This window comes from Streptomyces sp. NPDC046727 (assembly GCF_040645635.1).
Classification (GTDB): domain Bacteria; phylum Actinomycetota; class Actinomycetes; order Streptomycetales; family Streptomycetaceae; genus Streptomyces.
In genome coordinates this window covers 42,387-58,277 of sequence record NZ_JBEYYR010000049.1, presented here as the reverse complement: position 1 = coordinate 58,277, position 15,891 = coordinate 42,387, and the positions used below count along the sequence as shown (strand labels likewise).

Sequence of the window (15,891 nt, the reverse complement as noted above, 5' to 3'; positions counted from 1 at the left end):
GTCGAGAAATGCGGACAAGGCGGGACTAAAGGTCAGGTGTTCGGGTGCCGAGTGGGCAGCGAAAACCCCTGGTCCGATCGGGTGCGGACCAGGGGTTACGGCTGTGTTTGCCCGAATTTCGTAACGGTCACCGGCCGGGCAAGCTCAGGCCAAAGCTCAGCGGTCGCCTGCCGCCGCGTCGCACGCCTGTGCGTTCAGCGCCCGCGCCAGGTCGTCCCGCGCCTCCAGCACCAGCCGGCGCAGCGCCGGCGCCGCGTCCCGGTGCGCGTCCAGCCAGGCGTCCGTGGCCCGCAGCGTCTCCGGCGAGTCCTGGAGCGACGGGAACAGGCCCCGCACCACGTCCATCCCGATCTGGATCGACCGCTCGCCCCACACCCGCTCGATCGCCGCGAAGTACTTCGGCGTGTACGGCGCGGTCAGCTCCCGCTGCGACGGCTGCGCGAAGCCCGCGATCGTCGCCTCCACCAGCGCGTTCGACAGCGCGTCGGACTCCACCACCTGCGCCCACGCCTGCGCCTTGACCGCCGCCGACGGGCGCGCGGCCAGACAGCGCACCTGGTGGCGCTTGCCCGAGGCGGTGTCGTCCCGGGCGAGTTCGGCGGCCAGCTCCTTCTCACCGGCCACCTCGTGCACGGCGAGCGACTCCAGGAACGCCCAGCGCAGCTCCTGGTCGACCTCCAGACCCGGCAGCGTCACCGTGCCGTCCAGCAGCGAGGTCAGCAGCTCGAACGCGGCCGGCGCATCGGCCGCGCGCGCGAAGGCCCGCGCCCAGGCCAGCTGGTGCTCGCTGCCCGGCTCGGCGCCGTGCAGCTGGCGCGAGGTGCCCTCGGCCAGCGCCCGGCCGGCCTCCTGCCGCCGCTCGGGCGCCGTGTAGTGGACCGCCGCCGCCTCCGCCCACGCGTGCAGCATCTGCAGCACGCCGATGTCCGACTCCCGGCCCCCGAACTTCAGCACCAGGCCGATGAACTCCCGCGCCGGCAGCAGCGCGTCCCGCGTCATGTTCCACAGTGCCGACCAGCACAGCGCCCGCGCCAGCGGGTCGGTGATGTCGCCGAGGCCGCGCCGGAGCGCCGCCAGCGAGGTCTCGTCGAACCGCGTCTTGCAGTACGTCAGGTCGTCGTCGTTGACCAGCACCAGGTCCGGCGCCTCGGCGCCCGCCAGCTCCGCCACGACCGTACGCGGGCCGACCACGTCCGCCTCCACGCGCGCGTACCGCTCCACCGTGCCCTCGGGTGTGCGGCGGTACAGGCCCACCGCGATCCGGTGCGGGCGCAGCTCCGGGTGCGACTCGGGGGCCTCCTGGACCACCGCCAGCTCCGCGATCCGGCCGCCCTCGGTGTCCAGCAGCACCTGCGGGGTCAGCGAGTTCACCCCGGCCGTCTGCAGCCAGGAGCGGGACCACGCGGCCATGTCCCGGCCGCTGGTCTCCGCCAGCACCGACAGCAGATCGCCCAGGCGCGTGTTGCCGTACGCGTTCCGCTTGAAGTAGCGGCGGGCGCCCTCCAGGAACGCCTCCTCGCCGACGTACGCCACCAGCTGCTTGAGCACCGAGGCGCCCTTGGCGTAGGTGATGCCGTCGAAGTTCAGCTTGGCGTCCTCCAGGTCACGGATGTCCGCCGTGATCGGATGCGTGGACGGCAGCTGGTCCGCGCGGTACGCCCAGGCCTTGCGGCGGTTGGCGAACGTGATCCACGCGTCCTTGAAGCGGGTCGCGCCGACGTTCGCGAACGTGCCCATGAAGTCCGCGAAGGACTCCTTCAGCCACAGGTCGTCCCACCACTCCATGGTGACCAGGTCGCCGAACCACATGTGCGCCATCTCGTGCAGGATGACGTTCGCCCGGCTCTCGTACGACGCCCGCGTCACCTTCCCGCGGAAGATGAACTCCTCGCGGAAGGTCACCAGACCGGGGTTCTCCATCGCGCCCAGGTTGTACTCCGGCACGAACGCCTGGTCGTACTTCCCGAACGGGTACGGGTAGTCGAAGTGGTCGTGGAAGAAGTCCAGGCCCTGCTTGGTCACCAGGAACACGTCGTCCGCGTCGAAGTGCGGGGCGAGACCCTTGCGGCACATCGCGCCGAGCGGGATCTCCAGCGTCGTCCCGTCCTCGAAGGTGCGGCTGTAGGAGTCCGTCACATAGTGGTACGGGCCCGCCACCACACACGTGATGTACGTCGAGATCGGCTTGGTCTCCGCGAACCGCCACACTCCGTCGGCGAGTTCACCGGCGCCGTTGCTCCACACCGTCCAGCCCTCGGGCGCCCGCACCTCGAAGCGGTACGGCGCCTTCAGGTCCGGCTGCTCGAAGTTCGCGAACACCCGGCGGGCGTCGGCCGGCTCGTACTGCGTGTACAGGTAGACCTCGCCGTCCTCCGGGTCGACGAAGCGGTGCATGCCCTCGCCGGTGCGCGAGTAGGCGCACCGCGCGTCCACCACCAGCTCGTTCTCCGCGGCCAGGTCCTCCAGCGCGATCCGGGAGCCGTCGAAGACCTCGCCCGGGTCCAGGTCCCGGCCGTTCAGCGAGACCGACGTGACGCTCGGCGCGATCAGGTCGGCGAAGGTCGACGCCCCCGGCTCGTTGCAGCGGAAGCGGACGGTGGTCACCGAGCGGAACGTGCGCGGCTCGCCGCCCCCGTCGCCGACGGCGGACCGCAGGTCCAGGGACACGTCGTACCCGTCGACGGACAGCAGGGCGGCCCGCTCCCGGGCCTCGTCGCGGGACAGATTCTCACCGGGCACGGACGGCACTCCCTCGTGATCGCGTGAATGGTGGCTGAACAGGACTGATCCTGCCATGCGCTCCTGACGGGGGCGTCGGGGAATGGCGGAGCGGACAACGGTGTTTCCCCGGAAAAGTGTTCCTCACGAGGAGAGACATGTCGGACAAGACCCCCGTCGACTTCTGGTTCGACCCGCTGTGCCCCTGGGCCTGGATGACCTCCCGCTGGGTGCTGGAGGTGGAGAAGGTCCGTGACATCGAGGTCCGCTGGCATGTGATGAGCCTCGCCGTGCTCAACGAGGACAAGCTCGACGAGCTGCCCGAGGAGTACCGCGAGCTGCTCGCGACCAAGGCGTGGGGTCCGGTCCGCGTCGTCATCGCGGCCCAGCAGGAGCACGGCGCGGAGGTGCTCGGCGACCTCTACACGGCGCTCGGCACCCGCATCCACAACCAGGGCGAGGGCCCGGAGAAGTCGGCCGTGGCCGCCGCCCTGAAGGACGTCGGGCTGCCCGGGTCCCTCATGGACCACTGGGACTCCACCCCGTACGAGGCCGAGCTGCGCGCCTCCCACAAGGAGGGCATCGAGAAGGTCGGCCAGGACGTCGGCACCCCGGTCATCGCGGTGCCCGGCCCCGACGGCGAGCAGATCGCCTTCTTCGGCCCGGTCGTCACCCCCGCCCCCAAGGGCGAGGAGGCCGCCCGCCTGTGGGACGGCACCCTCGCCGTGGCCTCGGTGCCGGGCTTCTACGAGATCAAGCGGACCAGGACCAAGGGCCCGGACTTCAGCAACCTGTGACGTTCCGCGCCGGGCCCGGTTCAGCCCCGGGCCCGTTCGCGTGCCGTCGCCAGTAGCTCCAGGTGCTCCGCATAGCCCTTGGCGTAGTACGCCGCCCGGCCCGGGTCGGGCTCCACGATCCGGGCCGGGCGGGTCCACTCCCCGGCGTCCAGCGGGACGCCGTACCGCTCGGCCGCCGCCAGCACCGCGCCCCGCGCGCCCACCTCGCCCTCCACCACCCTGAGCGGCCGGCCCAGCACATCCGCCAGCAGCCCCGTCCAGCCGAGGCTGCGGGTGCCGCCGCCGCACACCGCCAGCGAACCGGTCAGGCCCGCCGCCTCCAGACAGTGCCGGGCCGCGTAGCCGATGCCCTCGCAGGTGGCCCGGACCAGATGGGCGGGCGTCGACTCCAGGGACACCCCGAGGAGTTCGGCCCGCAGCCCGGGCGCCACGAAGGGGGCCCGCTCCCCGGACGGCGCGAAGTACGGCAGCACCCGCACCCCGTGCGCGCCCGGCGGGGCGGAGACCAGCAGGTCGTCCAGCTCCTCGTGCCGGGCCCCCGTCGTGCGCAGCACCCAGTCCAGCGCCGCCGTGCCGACCATCGCGGGCATCGCGCGCAGCCAGTGCCCCGGCCGGTCGGTGGAGATGTACAGGCCCGCCGGTTCGCCGGTGAGGTCCAGCTCGTCGGTGGCGACCAGACTCGCCAGACAGGTCCCGACGATCAGCAGCCCGTCGCCGGGCGCGGTGACCCCGGCACCGAGCGCGCAGGCGGGCAGGTCGTACGGGCCGTTCGCCAGCGGGGTCCCGGCGGGCAGCCCCTCGCCGCCCGCCTCGCCGGTGGCGATCGGATCGCCGACCGGGGGCAGCAGCCCGCGCCGGTGGGTCAGGCCGAGCAGCTCCACGACCCCGTTGTCGTACGTCCGGGTGCGCGGGTCCAGGAACGGCATCGACGCGTCCGACACGTCCGTCACCGCCCTCCCGGCGCCGGTCAGCCGCTGGAACACCATGTCCTTGCAGGAGACGGCCGCCGCGGCCGCGTCCAGGGACTTCGGCTCGTGCCGGTCCAGCCAGGCCAGCAGCGGCCCCGGGCAGCCCGGGAACACCGCGCTGCCGGTGCGCCGGAAGACGGCCTCGAAGGTGCCGTCCGCCAGCCACTGGTCCACCAGCTCATGGGCGCGGCCGTCCATCCAGGACATCGCCGGCCGCACCGGGCGGCCCGCCCCGTCCACCAGCCACACCCCGTCCCCCTGCCCGGTCAGCCCGGCCAGCTCCACGGGCTCCTCCAGCCGCCCGGTCAGCACCCGCAGCACCCCGACGACGGCCGCGTACACCTCCCGCATCTCCTGCTCCACGGCGCCGCGGCGCACGTCGAGGTGCACCGGCCGGGCCTCCACGGCCAGTTGCCGCCCGGCACGGTCGAAGGCGGCGGCCTTCACTAGGGACGTGCCCACATCGATACCGACGAACACAGCGAACCTCCGGGGGGAATCAGGTCAGACAGTGCGCGAGCGGCTCCCCGCGCAGCCACCGCCCCACCTCGGCGGCGGCGATCCGCGCGGCCTTCTCCGCCACCGGCCGGCTGGCGCCGCCCAGGTGCGGGGTGAGCACGATCCGGTCGGACAGCGTCCGCAGCCGGGAGTCCGGCGGGAGCGGTTCGCGGGCGTAGGTGTCAAGGGCCGCAGCCGACAGCCGCCCGTCCGCCAGCGCGTCGCACAGCGCGTCCTCGTCCAGCAACGGGCCCCGGGCCGCGTTGACCACCACCGCGCCCGGCGGCAGCAGCGCCAGCTCGCGGGCGCCGAGCAGGCCGCGGGTCTCGGCGGTGAGCCGGGCGTGCAGGCTGACGACGGCCGAGCGGCGCAGCAGGTCGTCCAGCGCCGGCAGCCGCAGCCCGTGCACCTCGCCGCGCGCATACGGGTCGTACACCATCACCCGCGCCCCGAACGCGCCCAGCACCCGTGCCACCCGGCTGCCGACCGCGCCGTAGCCGACCAGCCCGACGGGCAGGTCCTCCAGCTCCAGGCCGCTGTGCTCGTAGGTGTAGTACGACGAACCCGCCCAGCTTCCCTGCCGGGCGAGGACGTCGTGGGCCTGCGGGATGCGGCGCAGGGCGGCGAGCAGCAGGCCGACGGTGAACTCGGCGGTGGCGGCGGCGTTGCGGCCGGGCGCGAAGCACACCCGCACGCCGTGCCGTCGCGCCGCCTCCACGTTGACGTTGACCGGTCCGCCCCGGCAGACGACGACCAGCCGCAGCGCCGGGCAGGCGGCGAGGACCCGTGCGGTGACCGGGCCCATCTGGGTGACGAGCACCTCGGCGCCTTCGAGGGCCGCGATCAGCTCGTCCTCGGCGTCGCTCGCCTCGCTCACCTCGGCCACCGGCCCGAACGGCTCCACTGGCCAGCCCAGCGTCACTTCCCGCACCGCGCAGTCGGCTTCCTTCGTGAGCGCGGCCGTGATGAGCGACGGCAGGACGAAGTGGTCGCCGGCGGCCACCACACGCACACCACTGGAGGTCATCGCAGGGAGTCTCCCGTCTCGGCGTCGAAGACATGGGTGAGCCCGGCCGCCACCCGGACCCGTTCGTCGTGGGCGAGCCGCACCTCGGGCCCGGTGAGGACGACCAGGAGCCGCTCCACCCCGTCGAGGGCGAGGGTGGCGATGCCGGACTCCAGCAGGGGTTCATGGGCGACGACCCGTGCGGGGATGCCGCCGGCGCCGGTGAGGGCCAGGTCCTCGGGGCGGACGCCGACCACCACCGGGCGGCCCTCGGGCACCGGCACGGGCAGCGGGACGCGCACCCCGGCGGAGAGCCGCGCCTGGCCGTCGGCGCCGGCCACGCCCGGCAGCAGGTTGATCGCGGGTTCGCCGACGAAGTCGGCCACGAAGGTGGTGGCGGGGTGGTCGTAGATCTCGTACGGGGTGCCGAGCTGCTGGATGACGCCGTCCCGCATGACGGCGATCCGGTCGGCGAGGGACAGTGCCTCCTCCTGGTCGTGCGTGACGAGGATGGTGGTGTGGCCCGCGTCCCGCTGGATGCGCTTGAGTTCGCGGCGGGTGGAGTCGCGCTGGGCCGCGTCCAGATGGGACAGCGGCTCGTCCAGCAGGAGCACGTCCGGCTCGCGGATCAGCGCGCGGGCCAGGGAGACCCGCTGCTTCTGCCCGCTGGACAGGCCGGCCGGGCGGGCGTCCAGGACGTCGGTGAGGCCGACCCGCTCGGCGATCGAGGCGACCTTGCGCCGCACGTCACTCCGGGCGCCGCCGCGGCGGGCCCGCAGCCCGAACGCCAGGTTCTCGGCGACCGTCAGCGGCGGATACAGCGCGTAGTTCTCGAAGGCGACCCCGATGTTCCGCCGCCGCGCCGGCCGGTCCACCACCGAGGCCCCGCCGACCAGGATGTCCCCGCCGGTCACCGCCTCCAGGCCGGCGATCATCCGCAGCGTGGTGGACTTCCCGCAGCCCGACGGGCCCAGCAGCCCCAGCAGTTCCCCGGAGTCCAGGCTCAGGTCGAGGCCGCGGACCGCCTCCACCGCCGGGCGGCCCCGCGGCCGGTAGGTCTTGCGCAGCTCACGTAGCTCCAGCGCGGTCATCGCCCTCCCTCGGATCGGTGGCGCACACCTCGTAACGCACCTTGTGCTCGTCCAGGTCGCGCAGCGCCTGAGGGGCGGCTCCGTCGTCCACCAGCAGCAGGTCGAAGCGGGAGAGGGGGGCCACCCGGTGCAGGGCGACCCGGCCCAGCTTGGTGTGGTCGGCCAGCAGCACGTTGCGCGCGGCGACGCCGAGCATCGCCCGCTTCACGGACACGATGTGCTGCTCCTGGTGGTAGGCGTAGCCGCCGTGCACACCCGAGGTGGACACGAAGCCGACGTCGACACGGAGTTGCCCGACGGCCTCCACGCAGGACACCCCGAGGAAGGACGAGTGCAGCGGGTCGTAGTCGCCGCCGAGCGCCATCAGATGGATGCCCCGCTGGTCGGCGAGCAGGTTGATCGCCTCCAGGAAGTTGGTGACGACGGTGAGCGGGGTGATCTCGCCGAGGCGCAGCCTGCGCGCTATCTCCAGAGTGGAGGTGGAGTCGTCCAGCAGGATCGCCATGCCGGGCTCGATCGACTTCATGGCCCGCTCGGCGAGCGCGGCCTTCTGCGGGCGCATGGTCTTCAGCCGGTACTGCACGTTCGACTCGAACACCCCGGACGGCTGCGCGGTCACCCCGCCGCGGAACTTCCGTACGATGCCCTGCCGTTCGAGTTCGTCCAGATCCCGGTGGATGGTCATCAGGCTCACCCCGAACCGCTCGGCCAGCTCCGCCGCGGCCGCCGAGCCCTCGGCGAGGACCAGTTCGGCCATGGCGGCCTGCCGGGCCGCGGGTCCCTGCTGTGCACCGGTGCCGCTCATCGTCGCTCTACCCGTCGTCCTGGGCGCTCGGGCCGGTCGGCCTCGAACAGCAGCAGGTTCTCGGGCCGGACGGCCAGGCGGACCGGGTCGTCGGGACGCAGTCCGGCCGCCTCGCTCCGGGCGGCGACGAGCGACAGCTGCCGGCCGCCGATCCGTACGGTCACCTCCACGGACCGGCCGAGCACCTCGGTGACGTAGACGGAGCCGGTGAGCCGGTGGCCGTCCCCGGTCAGGGAGACGTCCCGGGGGCGCACCCCGACCAGGACCTCACTTCCGGCCGGGGCCCGTACGGGGAGCGGCAGTTCGACCGCGCCGTCCGCCGACCGGAAGGCCCCGGTCTCCGTCACCGTCCCCGGCAGCAGGTTGATCCGCGGCCGCCCGAAGGCGCGGGCGACCTCGGTGTCGTACGGCCGGTACCAGATGTCCTCGCGGGTGCCGGTCTGCACGATCCGCCCGCCCCGGACGACCCCGATCCGGTCGCCGAGGGCCAGCGCCTCCACGGAGTCGTGGGTGACGTACAGGGTGGTCGTGCGCCGGACCGCGCCGATCGCCTTCAGTTCGGCCCGCATCTGCTGGCGCAGTTTGGCGTCCAGGTGGGACAGCGGCTCGTCCAGCAGGAAGGCGCGGGCCGGGCGGACCAGCACCCGGCCGAGCGCGACCCGCTGCCGCTGCCCGTTGGACAGCTGCCCCGGCATCCGGTCCAGCAGGCCGCCGATGCCGAGCAGTTCCGCGATGACGCCGACCCGGTCCCGGGCCTCGGCGGCGGGCAGCCGGTGGCGCGGGGAGCGCAGCGGCGAGACCAGGTTGTCGTACACGGACCGGTGCGGATACAGGGCGTAGCTCTCGAAGCACATGGCCACGCCCCGGTCGTAGGGCTCCACGTCCCGCATGTCCCGGCCGTCGATCTCGACCGTGCCGGCATCGGGCCGCTCCAGCCCGGCGACTGTCTTCAGGGTGGTCGTCTTCCCGGCCCCGGACGGCCCGAGCAGACAGAAGAACTCCCCTTCCCGGACGTCGAGGTCGAGCCCGTCCAGGGCGGTGGTCCGGCCGTACGTCTTCCGTACGCCCCGCAGCGCGATGCTCACGACTTCACCGCCCCGAACGACAGCCCGCGCACCAGGTACCGCTGGATGGTCAGCGCGAGCAGCAGCGGCGGGACGACGGAGATCAGGGCGGCGGCGGCCGTCAGGTGGTACTTGGGCCGGTCGCCGCCGAGGAAGGACAGCGCGCCGACCGTCACCGTCTGGGCCTCGTTCGAGGTGAGGATCAGCGGGAAGACGAAGTTGTTCCAGGCGAAGATGAACGCCAGCAGCGACACGGCCGCGATGCCCGGCTTGACCAGCGGCAGCGCCACCTTGAAGAACGCCTGCTTGCGCGTGTACCCGTCGAGCAGGGCGGCCTGCTCCAGCTCCGGGGTGAGATCGGCGAAGTAGGACCGCATGATCCACACCACCAGCGGCAGGGTGACCAGTTGCAGCACCCACACCATGCCGGCGTACGTGTCGAACAGGCCCAGCTTCTGGTACAGCACGAACAGCGGGATGATCACGGTGAGTTCGGGCGCGAACCGGAACGACAGCAGCGTGAACATCAGGTTCTCCGAGCCCTTGAACCGCCAGCGCGCCGAGGCGTACGCGGCCGGCAGCCCGACCACCAGCGACAGCGCGACCGCGCCCACCGACACCACCAGGCTGTTGACGAAGAACCGGACGAACGGGATGCCCTCGCTGTCCCCGAGCACCGTGCGGTAGGCGTCCAGGGTCGGGGTGAAGGAGAAGTAGGTGCTGAAGAGCTGGTTCGCGGGCTTCAGCGACAGGATCGCCATCCACGCGACGGGGAAGAGGGCGAAGACGAAGTAGAGGATGAGCGCGGCATCCGCGAGCCATCCCAGCAGCCGCCGTCTCACGCGGACACCTCCGCGGCCTTCCGCTGGATCCGGCCCAGATGCCGGACCAGGACCATCGCGGCCAGGTACACCACGGCCCACAGCACGACCGTGTAGCTGATCCCGAAGGAGTACCGCTGGAACCGGATCGCCTCCAGATACGCCCGGATCTGGAGCACCACGGTGGCGTCGCCGGGCCCGCCCTCGGTCAGCGCGTAGATGATGTCGAAGACCTTCAGCGAGTCCATGAACCGGAAGATCAGCGCGACCAGCACGTACGGCCACAGCATGGGCAGGGTCAGCCGGCGGAAGGTGTACCACCAACCGGCGCCGTCCACCGCCGCCGCCTCGAACGGCGAGACGGGCAGCGACCGCAGTCCGGCCAGGGCGAGGATCGCCACGAACGGGGTGTACACCCACACGTCCACGGCGATCGACGACAGCAGCGCCCCCGTCGGCGTGTCCGTCCACTGCACCCCGCCCAGCCCGAAGGGCTTCAGCAGATGGTTGACCACCCCCACCGACGGCTGGAGCATCAGCTTCCACATGATCGCGGCGATCACCGGGGCGATCATCAGGGGCAGGATCAGGATCTTCTCCAGGACCCGGCCCACCAGGGACGAGCGGTGCAGCAGCAGGGCGACGGCGACCCCGAGCACGGTCTCCACGCCGGCCGCGCCGACCGCGTACAGCACGGTCACCCAGGCCGAGTTCCAGAAGGCGTCCTGCGTGAACACGGTCTCGTAGTTCTCGAAGCGCACCAGGTCCGGCCGCGGCTTGGCCGCCGAGAAGTCGAACAGCGTGTAGTACAGGCCGAGTCCGAACGGGTAGAGGATCCCGCAGGTCAGCAGCAGCGCCGGGACGACGAGGAGGTAAGGCCGCAGGGTGGTGCGCATCAGGCGACCTTCGTTTTCAGATCGCCCGCCAGCCCGTCCAGCACGGACCGGGCGCTCTTCCCGCCGTAGATCTCCTGCAGCGCCGCCGCCCAGCTGGTGGTGGCGTCGAAGAACTGGGCCTGCGGGGTGAACTGGACCTTCGTCTGGTCCACGACCGTCTCGAAGGTCTCGATGAAGCCGGGCAGGTGCCGCATCTTGTCCTTGTAGGCGCCGTCCTGGCTGACCGACCTGCGCACCGGGTCGATGTGGTTGTTCGTGAGGGCGGCCCGGCGCAGGTGCTCCTTGCCCGTGGCCCACTGGAGGAACAGCCAGGCGGCACTCTTCCGCCTGCTCCTGGCGTTCATGCCGAGCGACCAGATCCACATGTTGGTGGCGAGCGAGCCGTCCGGCCCCTTCGGCCCCGGATGGAAGGCGATCTTCCCGGAGGCGGGCGAGGCTCCCTCCACGGCCTGGAAGTAGGCGGCGGTGTCGGCGTCGAAGAGCATCCCGGCCTTCTTCGCGCCGAGATCGCTGGAGCACTGGTACCAGGTGTACGACGTCCAGGACGGCGGCCCGCCCTGCCGGACCATGCCCGCCCAGTCCTCGGTGAACGCCACCGCCTCCGGGGAGTTCATGGCGGGCGTGAGCTTCCCGCCGTCGACCGTGAAGTCCCGCAGCCCGTTGCGGGCGTACATGGTCATGAAGCCCGGGTGGATGGTGGCCCAGCTCCTCGACCCCCGCACGGCGATCCCGTACATCCCGTCGAACCCGGCGCCGGGCGCCTTCTTCTTGATCACCCCGGCCAGCTCGCGCAGTTCGTCGAAGGACTCGGCCGGTTTGAGGCCCAGCCTGCGGAACACCTCGGTGTTGTAGGCGACCACGTTGGTCTCCCAGCCCCACGGCAGCGCGTACTGCCCGCCCCGGCCCAGCGGCGCGCCCGCCTTCAGGGACCACTGGTCGGCTTGGAGCAGGTTCGGGAAGAAGTCCGCCTGGTCCCATTCGGCGCCGGTGGCCGAGGCGTTGCGCATCCAGGGCCCGAGGTCCTCCAGCCACCCCGGTGGCCCGTACTGCCACACCATGTAGGCGCCGAGCATGAACACGTCGTAGGAGGCGCGTCCGCTGGACAGGTCGACGGTGAGCTTGTCGAAGTAGTTGTCCTCGGGGAAGACGTCGTACTTCACCTCGACGCCGGTCTTCTCGGTGAAGGACTTCAGGTCCGCGATCAGGGCATCCGTGTACGGGTGCTTGTTCAGCAGCGCCTTGACGGTGGTGCCCTTCTCCCGCTTCCAGTCGAAGGCGCCGGTGACGTCGTCCGCGGCCGAACCGTCGCCCTTGTCCTGGTCGTCGCCGCCGAACCCGGTGCCGCAGGCGGTGAGCAGCGGGGCGGCGGCGAGGGCCCCGGTGAGCGCGAGAAAGCGTCGTCGGTCGTGCACGTGCCTGTCCATCCGGGACCTCCGTCGGTGGGGCGGTGGGGTCGGGCGGGTTAACAGTGCGAGTCGACTCGACAACAGAGGGTGTAACGACCCGGGATGACCGTCAATCCCTCGCGCACGGGGAAATCAGGCGGAAATCGCAGAGCAGCGTGGGAACTTCACAGGGTGGTTCGCGAAGAACCCGGGGGGAGCAGCGGGAAGACCCCCGTGAGTCACGTCCTCACGGGGGTCTTCTTTCATCCGCCTGCCGTCGTGAAGGGTGAGAAGACGATCACGAGGCAGGACGTTCGGGGTCCGCTCAGGGTGCGAGCAGCAGCACGTCCGCGCGGGAGGTGGCGGCCTTGTAGCGGCCGGCCACGTCCTGCCAGTTGACGACCTGCCACATCGCCTCGATGAAGTCCACCTTCTGGTTCCGGTACTGGAGGTAGAAGGCGTGCTCCCAGGCGTCGAAGACGAGGAGCGGGGTGGAGCCCTGGCCGACGTTGCCCTGGTGGTCGTAGACCTGCTCCACGATCAGCCGGCCGCTCAGCGGCTCGTGGGCGAGCACGCCCCAGCCCGAACCCTGGGTGGTGGCCGCGGCCTTGGACAGCTGGGCCTTGAAGGCGGCGAAGGAGCCGAAGGACTCCTTGATCGCCTCGGCCAGCTCGCCCACGCCGTCGGCGGCCAGCGGCTCCCCGCCGCCGTCCTTCGGGCCGGTCATGTTCTGCCAGTAGATGCTGTGCAGGATGTGCCCGGAGAGGTGGAAGGCCAGGTTCTTCTGCAGGCCGTTGATCGCCCCCCACGACTCCTTGTCCCGCGCCTCCGCTAGCTGCTCGATCGTGTCGTTCGCGCCTTTCACGTACGCCGCGTGGTGCTTGTCGTGGTGCAGCTCGATGATCTCCGGGCTGATCACGGGTGCGAGCGCGGAGTAGTCGTAGGGCAGGTCGGGCAGCGTGTAGACGGGCATGGGTGATCCCCTCCGGAACCTTATTGCAAGTCGATTGCAACTACACGCTAGCAATAAGAACGTCAGGACAACAGAAAGGCCCCCACGTGTCGTACGTGGGGGCCTCGCCGGGGCGGGGTGTCAGCGCCGGGCGCGCGCCCGCTGCCAGGCATAGCCGACGGCCGCCAGGAACAGGGTCATGCCGCCCGTCGAGTACAGCTGGACGCGGGTGTCCGGCTCACGGGCCATCAGGATGAAGATCGCCACCATGCCGGCCAGGGCGACCCAGGTCAGCCACGGGAATGCCCACATGCGGACGACCAGCTTCTCGGGGCTCTCGCGCTCGATGCGGCGGCGCAGCAGGAGCTGGGAGACCGCGATGAAGATCCAGACCACCAGGATGACCGCGCCGATCATGTTCAGCAGCCACGGGAAGACGTCGTCGGGGCGCCAGTAGCTGAGCAGCACGCAGACGAAGCCGAAGAAGCACGAGGTGAGGACGGCGGTCCGGGGCACCCCGCCGGACAGCTTCGCCAGCGCCTTCGGGCCCTGGCCGCGCTGGACCAGCGAGAAGGCGATCCGGGAGGAGCCGTAGATGTTGGCGTTCATCGCGGACAGCAGGGCGACGAAGACGACCACGTTCATCAGCTGGCCGGCGCCGGGGATGCCGAGGTGGTCGAGCGTGGCGACGTACGGGCCCTTCTCCACGACCTCCTTGGAGTCCCAGGGGACGAGGGCGACGACGACCGCCATCGAGCCGATGTAGAACAGGGCGATGCGCCACATCGCCGTGCGGACGGCGGACGCGACGCCCCGCACCGGGTCCTCCGACTCGGCCGCCGCGATGGTGACCGTCTCCAGGCCGCCGTACGCGAAGACGGAGGCGAGCAGGCCGACGAGCAGGCCCTCGCTGCCGTGCGGCATGAAGTCGGAGAGGTTCGAGGCGCCGGGGGAGTCGGTGCCGGGCAGCACGCCCGTGATGGCCAGCACGCCCAGGACGAGGAAGAGGCTGATCGCGCCGACCTTCAGTGCGGCGAACCAGAACTCGAACTCGCCGAAGTTCTTCACGGCGGCCAGGTTCGCCCCGCAGAACACCACCATGAACAGGGCCACCCACATCCACTGCGGGGTGCCCGGCAGCCAGCCCTGGACGATCTTCGCGGCGCCGATGCCCTCCAGGCCGACGGCCGTGCACAGCAGGACCCAGAACGACCAGCCCGCCGTGAACCCCGCCCACGGGCCCATCGCCCGCTCGGCGTGCGCCGAGAAGGACCCCGAGGACGGGTAGGCGGCCGACATCTCGCCGAGCATCCGCATCACCAGCATCACCAGGAGGCCGGAGAGGGTGTAGGCGATCACGATGGAGGGGCCGGCCGCGGCGATGCCGGCGCCGGAGCCGACGAACAGGCCCGCGCCGATGACCCCGCCGAGGGCGATCATCGACAGGTGGCGCTGCTTGAGGCCGTGGGAGAGGGAGGCGTCCGCCTGCTGCGGCGGCGTCTCCGTGGTGGTGCGGGGCATGGGCGCGGCTCTCCCAGTGCGATAGGCGGGCAAAAACTCCGTCAGTCTGAGCGGCCCGTCCGCTCAGACGAAGGGGCTGACCAGTATCCGGACACTCGTGGTACACATGGTGAAGGACCGGCTACCGACTGACGGTACGGACTTTGGTGGGACCCTACAGTTCTTGATCCATGCGCGAAAGTGAGCCAAACGTCCCTGCCTCAGTGACTGGTATCACGCCGGATCGTGTGTAGGCGGCATCCTTTGTGCGAAGGTCACGAAACTACGGTTCCCGCCTTTGTCGAGCACTGACGGTGAGCGCCCGCTGCGTGTCGGTATAGCGTCACGGTGTCCCGACGTGTCCACACCATTCCGCGGAGTCCCCATGAGCACCGCCACCGCCACCGTCCGACCGGGCGCAGTCCTCGCCGACCTGCTGCCGTCCTCCCGTGTCCGCGACGCCGCCCTCGTCGTCGGCGGCGCCGTGCTCACCGGCCTCGCGGCCCAGCTGTCGGTGCCGGTGCCCGGCTCCCCGGTGCCGGTGACCGGCCAGACCTTCGCCGCACTGCTCGTCGGCACCGCCCTCGGCGCCCGCCGCGGCTTCCTCTCCCTCGCCCTGTACGCGGTCGCCGGTGTGGCGGGCATGCCGTGGTTCGCGGACGGCAAGTCCGGCACGGGCCTCGTCTCCTTCGGCTACATCCTCGGCATGCTGCTGGCCTCCGCGGCCGTGGGCGCCCTGGCCCGCCGCGGCGCCGACCGCTCCCCGCTGCGCATGGCCGGCGCGATGATCCTCGGCGAGGCGATCATCTACGCGGTCGGCGTCCCCTACCTGGCCCTGGCGGCCCACCTGTCCGCGTCCCAGGCGATCGCGGCCGGCCTCACCCCGTTCCTCATCGGTGACGCCCTCAAGGCCGCCCTGGCGATGGGCGCGCTGCCCACGGCCTGGAAGCTGGTCGGCAAGCGCTGACGCGGTAATTCCTGCGAAAGAGGCTCGCCGGGTCGTGGATCTCCTCGACCCCGGCGAGCCTCTTTCGCGTCTCGGGGCCGTACAGCCCCGCACCCCGGCCGCCCGCCCCGAAGACCAGGTCCAGCGACCGGCCGCGCGTGTCCTCGGCAGACAGCGCGAACACCGGGTCCGGCACGCCCCGCGTCCGCTCGCGGTCCCCGGCCCTCGGCACCCGCACCAGGAACCGCCCGTCGCGGTACGGCACCGCGCTGCCGCCGTGGCGGGCGCCTGCACGGCGGCTCGCTCGCCGGGCGGGTGGTGGACCCGGCGGAGTCCGCCGTCGGCGGTGACGACTTCCGGCCGCCGCACATGGTCGGCCGCGTACCCGGACCCCGGGCCGGGATGCCGAGCCCGCCGCCCAGGGGGTACGGCACCGCGCCCGCA

General features: G+C 71.7%; 13 protein-coding genes. 2 read left to right on the top strand and 11 right to left on the bottom strand.

Going from position 1 to position 15,891, the window contains the following annotated elements:
* Positions 1-156 precede the first annotated feature (156 nt).
* A complete protein-coding gene (pepN, locus tag ABZ937_RS38565) occupies positions 157-2,739 on the bottom strand; it encodes an aminopeptidase N (RefSeq protein ID WP_361699293.1) in 2,583 nt (860 codons plus the stop codon).
* A 137-nt stretch (positions 2,740-2,876) separates the two neighbouring features.
* Between pepN and ABZ937_RS38560 the strand changes: the two genes are divergently transcribed.
* Complete coding sequence (locus ABZ937_RS38560) at positions 2,877-3,515, top strand: DsbA family protein (protein ID WP_361699291.1); 639 nt, start codon at positions 2,877-2,879, stop codon at positions 3,513-3,515.
* A 20-nt stretch (positions 3,516-3,535) separates the two neighbouring features.
* Here the strand turns inward: ABZ937_RS38560 and ABZ937_RS38555 are convergent, their stop codons facing one another.
* From ABZ937_RS38555 to ABZ937_RS38510, 10 genes are all read right to left on the bottom strand, one after another.
* Entirely contained in the window at positions 3,536-4,963 is a 1,428-nt protein-coding gene (locus ABZ937_RS38555) for an FGGY-family carbohydrate kinase (RefSeq protein ID WP_361699289.1), read from the bottom strand.
* Between the two features lie 19 nt (positions 4,964-4,982).
* Entirely contained in the window at positions 4,983-6,008 is a 1,026-nt protein-coding gene (locus ABZ937_RS38550; RefSeq protein WP_361699287.1) for a 2-hydroxyacid dehydrogenase, read from the bottom strand.
* Positions 6,005-7,078 carry an ABC transporter ATP-binding protein gene (locus tag ABZ937_RS38545; RefSeq protein WP_361699285.1) on the bottom strand — a complete coding sequence of 358 codons (1,074 nt, stop codon included), beginning with the start codon at positions 7,076-7,078 and terminating at the stop codon, positions 6,005-6,007. Before ABZ937_RS38545 ends, ABZ937_RS38550 begins: the two co-directional genes overlap by 4 nt.
* On the bottom strand, positions 7,056-7,883 hold the full coding sequence (locus ABZ937_RS38540; RefSeq protein ID WP_361699283.1) for a DeoR/GlpR family DNA-binding transcription regulator: 828 nt from the start codon (positions 7,881-7,883) through the stop codon (positions 7,056-7,058). The genes ABZ937_RS38545 and ABZ937_RS38540 overlap by 23 nt, the downstream gene beginning before the upstream one ends.
* The gene (locus tag ABZ937_RS38535) at positions 7,880-8,968 is read right to left on the bottom strand and encodes an ABC transporter ATP-binding protein (RefSeq protein ID WP_361699281.1); all 1,089 of its coding nucleotides are present in this window, start codon (positions 8,966-8,968) and stop codon (positions 7,880-7,882) included. Before ABZ937_RS38535 ends, ABZ937_RS38540 begins: the two co-directional genes overlap by 4 nt.
* On the bottom strand, positions 8,965-9,789 hold the full coding sequence (locus tag ABZ937_RS38530) for a carbohydrate ABC transporter permease (RefSeq protein WP_361699279.1): 825 nt from the start codon (positions 9,787-9,789) through the stop codon (positions 8,965-8,967). The genes ABZ937_RS38535 and ABZ937_RS38530 overlap by 4 nt, the downstream gene beginning before the upstream one ends.
* The gene (locus tag ABZ937_RS38525; RefSeq protein WP_361699277.1) at positions 9,786-10,664 is read right to left on the bottom strand and encodes a sugar ABC transporter permease; all 879 of its coding nucleotides are present in this window, start codon (positions 10,662-10,664) and stop codon (positions 9,786-9,788) included. Before ABZ937_RS38525 ends, ABZ937_RS38530 begins: the two co-directional genes overlap by 4 nt.
* Positions 10,664-12,088 (bottom strand): sugar ABC transporter substrate-binding protein, encoded by a 1,425-nt coding sequence (locus ABZ937_RS38520; protein WP_361699275.1) that lies wholly within the window; start codon positions 12,086-12,088, stop codon positions 10,664-10,666. The genes ABZ937_RS38525 and ABZ937_RS38520 overlap by 1 nt, the downstream gene beginning before the upstream one ends.
* A 286-nt stretch (positions 12,089-12,374) precedes the next feature.
* The gene (locus ABZ937_RS38515; protein WP_361699273.1) at positions 12,375-13,022 is read right to left on the bottom strand and encodes a superoxide dismutase; all 648 of its coding nucleotides are present in this window, start codon (positions 13,020-13,022) and stop codon (positions 12,375-12,377) included.
* 120 nt (positions 13,023-13,142) lie between these two features.
* The gene (locus ABZ937_RS38510; protein ID WP_361699271.1) at positions 13,143-14,522 is read right to left on the bottom strand and encodes an amino acid permease; all 1,380 of its coding nucleotides are present in this window, start codon (positions 14,520-14,522) and stop codon (positions 13,143-13,145) included.
* Between the two features lie 364 nt (positions 14,523-14,886).
* Here ABZ937_RS38510 and ABZ937_RS38505 point away from each other — a divergent pair, with 364 nt between their 5' ends.
* On the top strand, positions 14,887-15,468 hold the full coding sequence (locus ABZ937_RS38505) for a biotin transporter BioY (RefSeq protein ID WP_361699269.1): 582 nt from the start codon (positions 14,887-14,889) through the stop codon (positions 15,466-15,468).
* Positions 15,469-15,891 lie beyond the last annotated feature (423 nt).

Coding starts and splice junctions, on each gene's coding strand:
- ABZ937_RS38550 (WP_361699287.1), bottom strand. CDS start 6,008: ATGACCTCCAGTGGTGTGCGTGTGGTGGCCGCCGGCGACCACTTCGTC.
- ABZ937_RS38510 (WP_361699271.1), bottom strand. CDS start 14,522: ATGCCCCGCACCACCACGGAGACGCCGCCGCAGCAGGCGGACGCCTCC.
- ABZ937_RS38560 (WP_361699291.1), top strand. CDS start 2,877: ATGTCGGACAAGACCCCCGTCGACTTCTGGTTCGACCCGCTGTGCCCC.
- ABZ937_RS38540 (WP_361699283.1), bottom strand. CDS start 7,883: ATGAGCGGCACCGGTGCACAGCAGGGACCCGCGGCCCGGCAGGCCGCC.
- ABZ937_RS38525 (WP_361699277.1), bottom strand. CDS start 10,664: ATGCGCACCACCCTGCGGCCTTACCTCCTCGTCGTCCCGGCGCTGCTG.
- ABZ937_RS38515 (WP_361699273.1), bottom strand. CDS start 13,022: ATGCCCGTCTACACGCTGCCCGACCTGCCCTACGACTACTCCGCGCTC.
- ABZ937_RS38520 (WP_361699275.1), bottom strand. CDS start 12,088: ATGGACAGGCACGTGCACGACCGACGACGCTTTCTCGCGCTCACCGGG.
- ABZ937_RS38505 (WP_361699269.1), top strand. CDS start 14,887: ATGAGCACCGCCACCGCCACCGTCCGACCGGGCGCAGTCCTCGCCGAC.
- ABZ937_RS38545 (WP_361699285.1), bottom strand. CDS start 7,078: ATGACCGCGCTGGAGCTACGTGAGCTGCGCAAGACCTACCGGCCGCGG.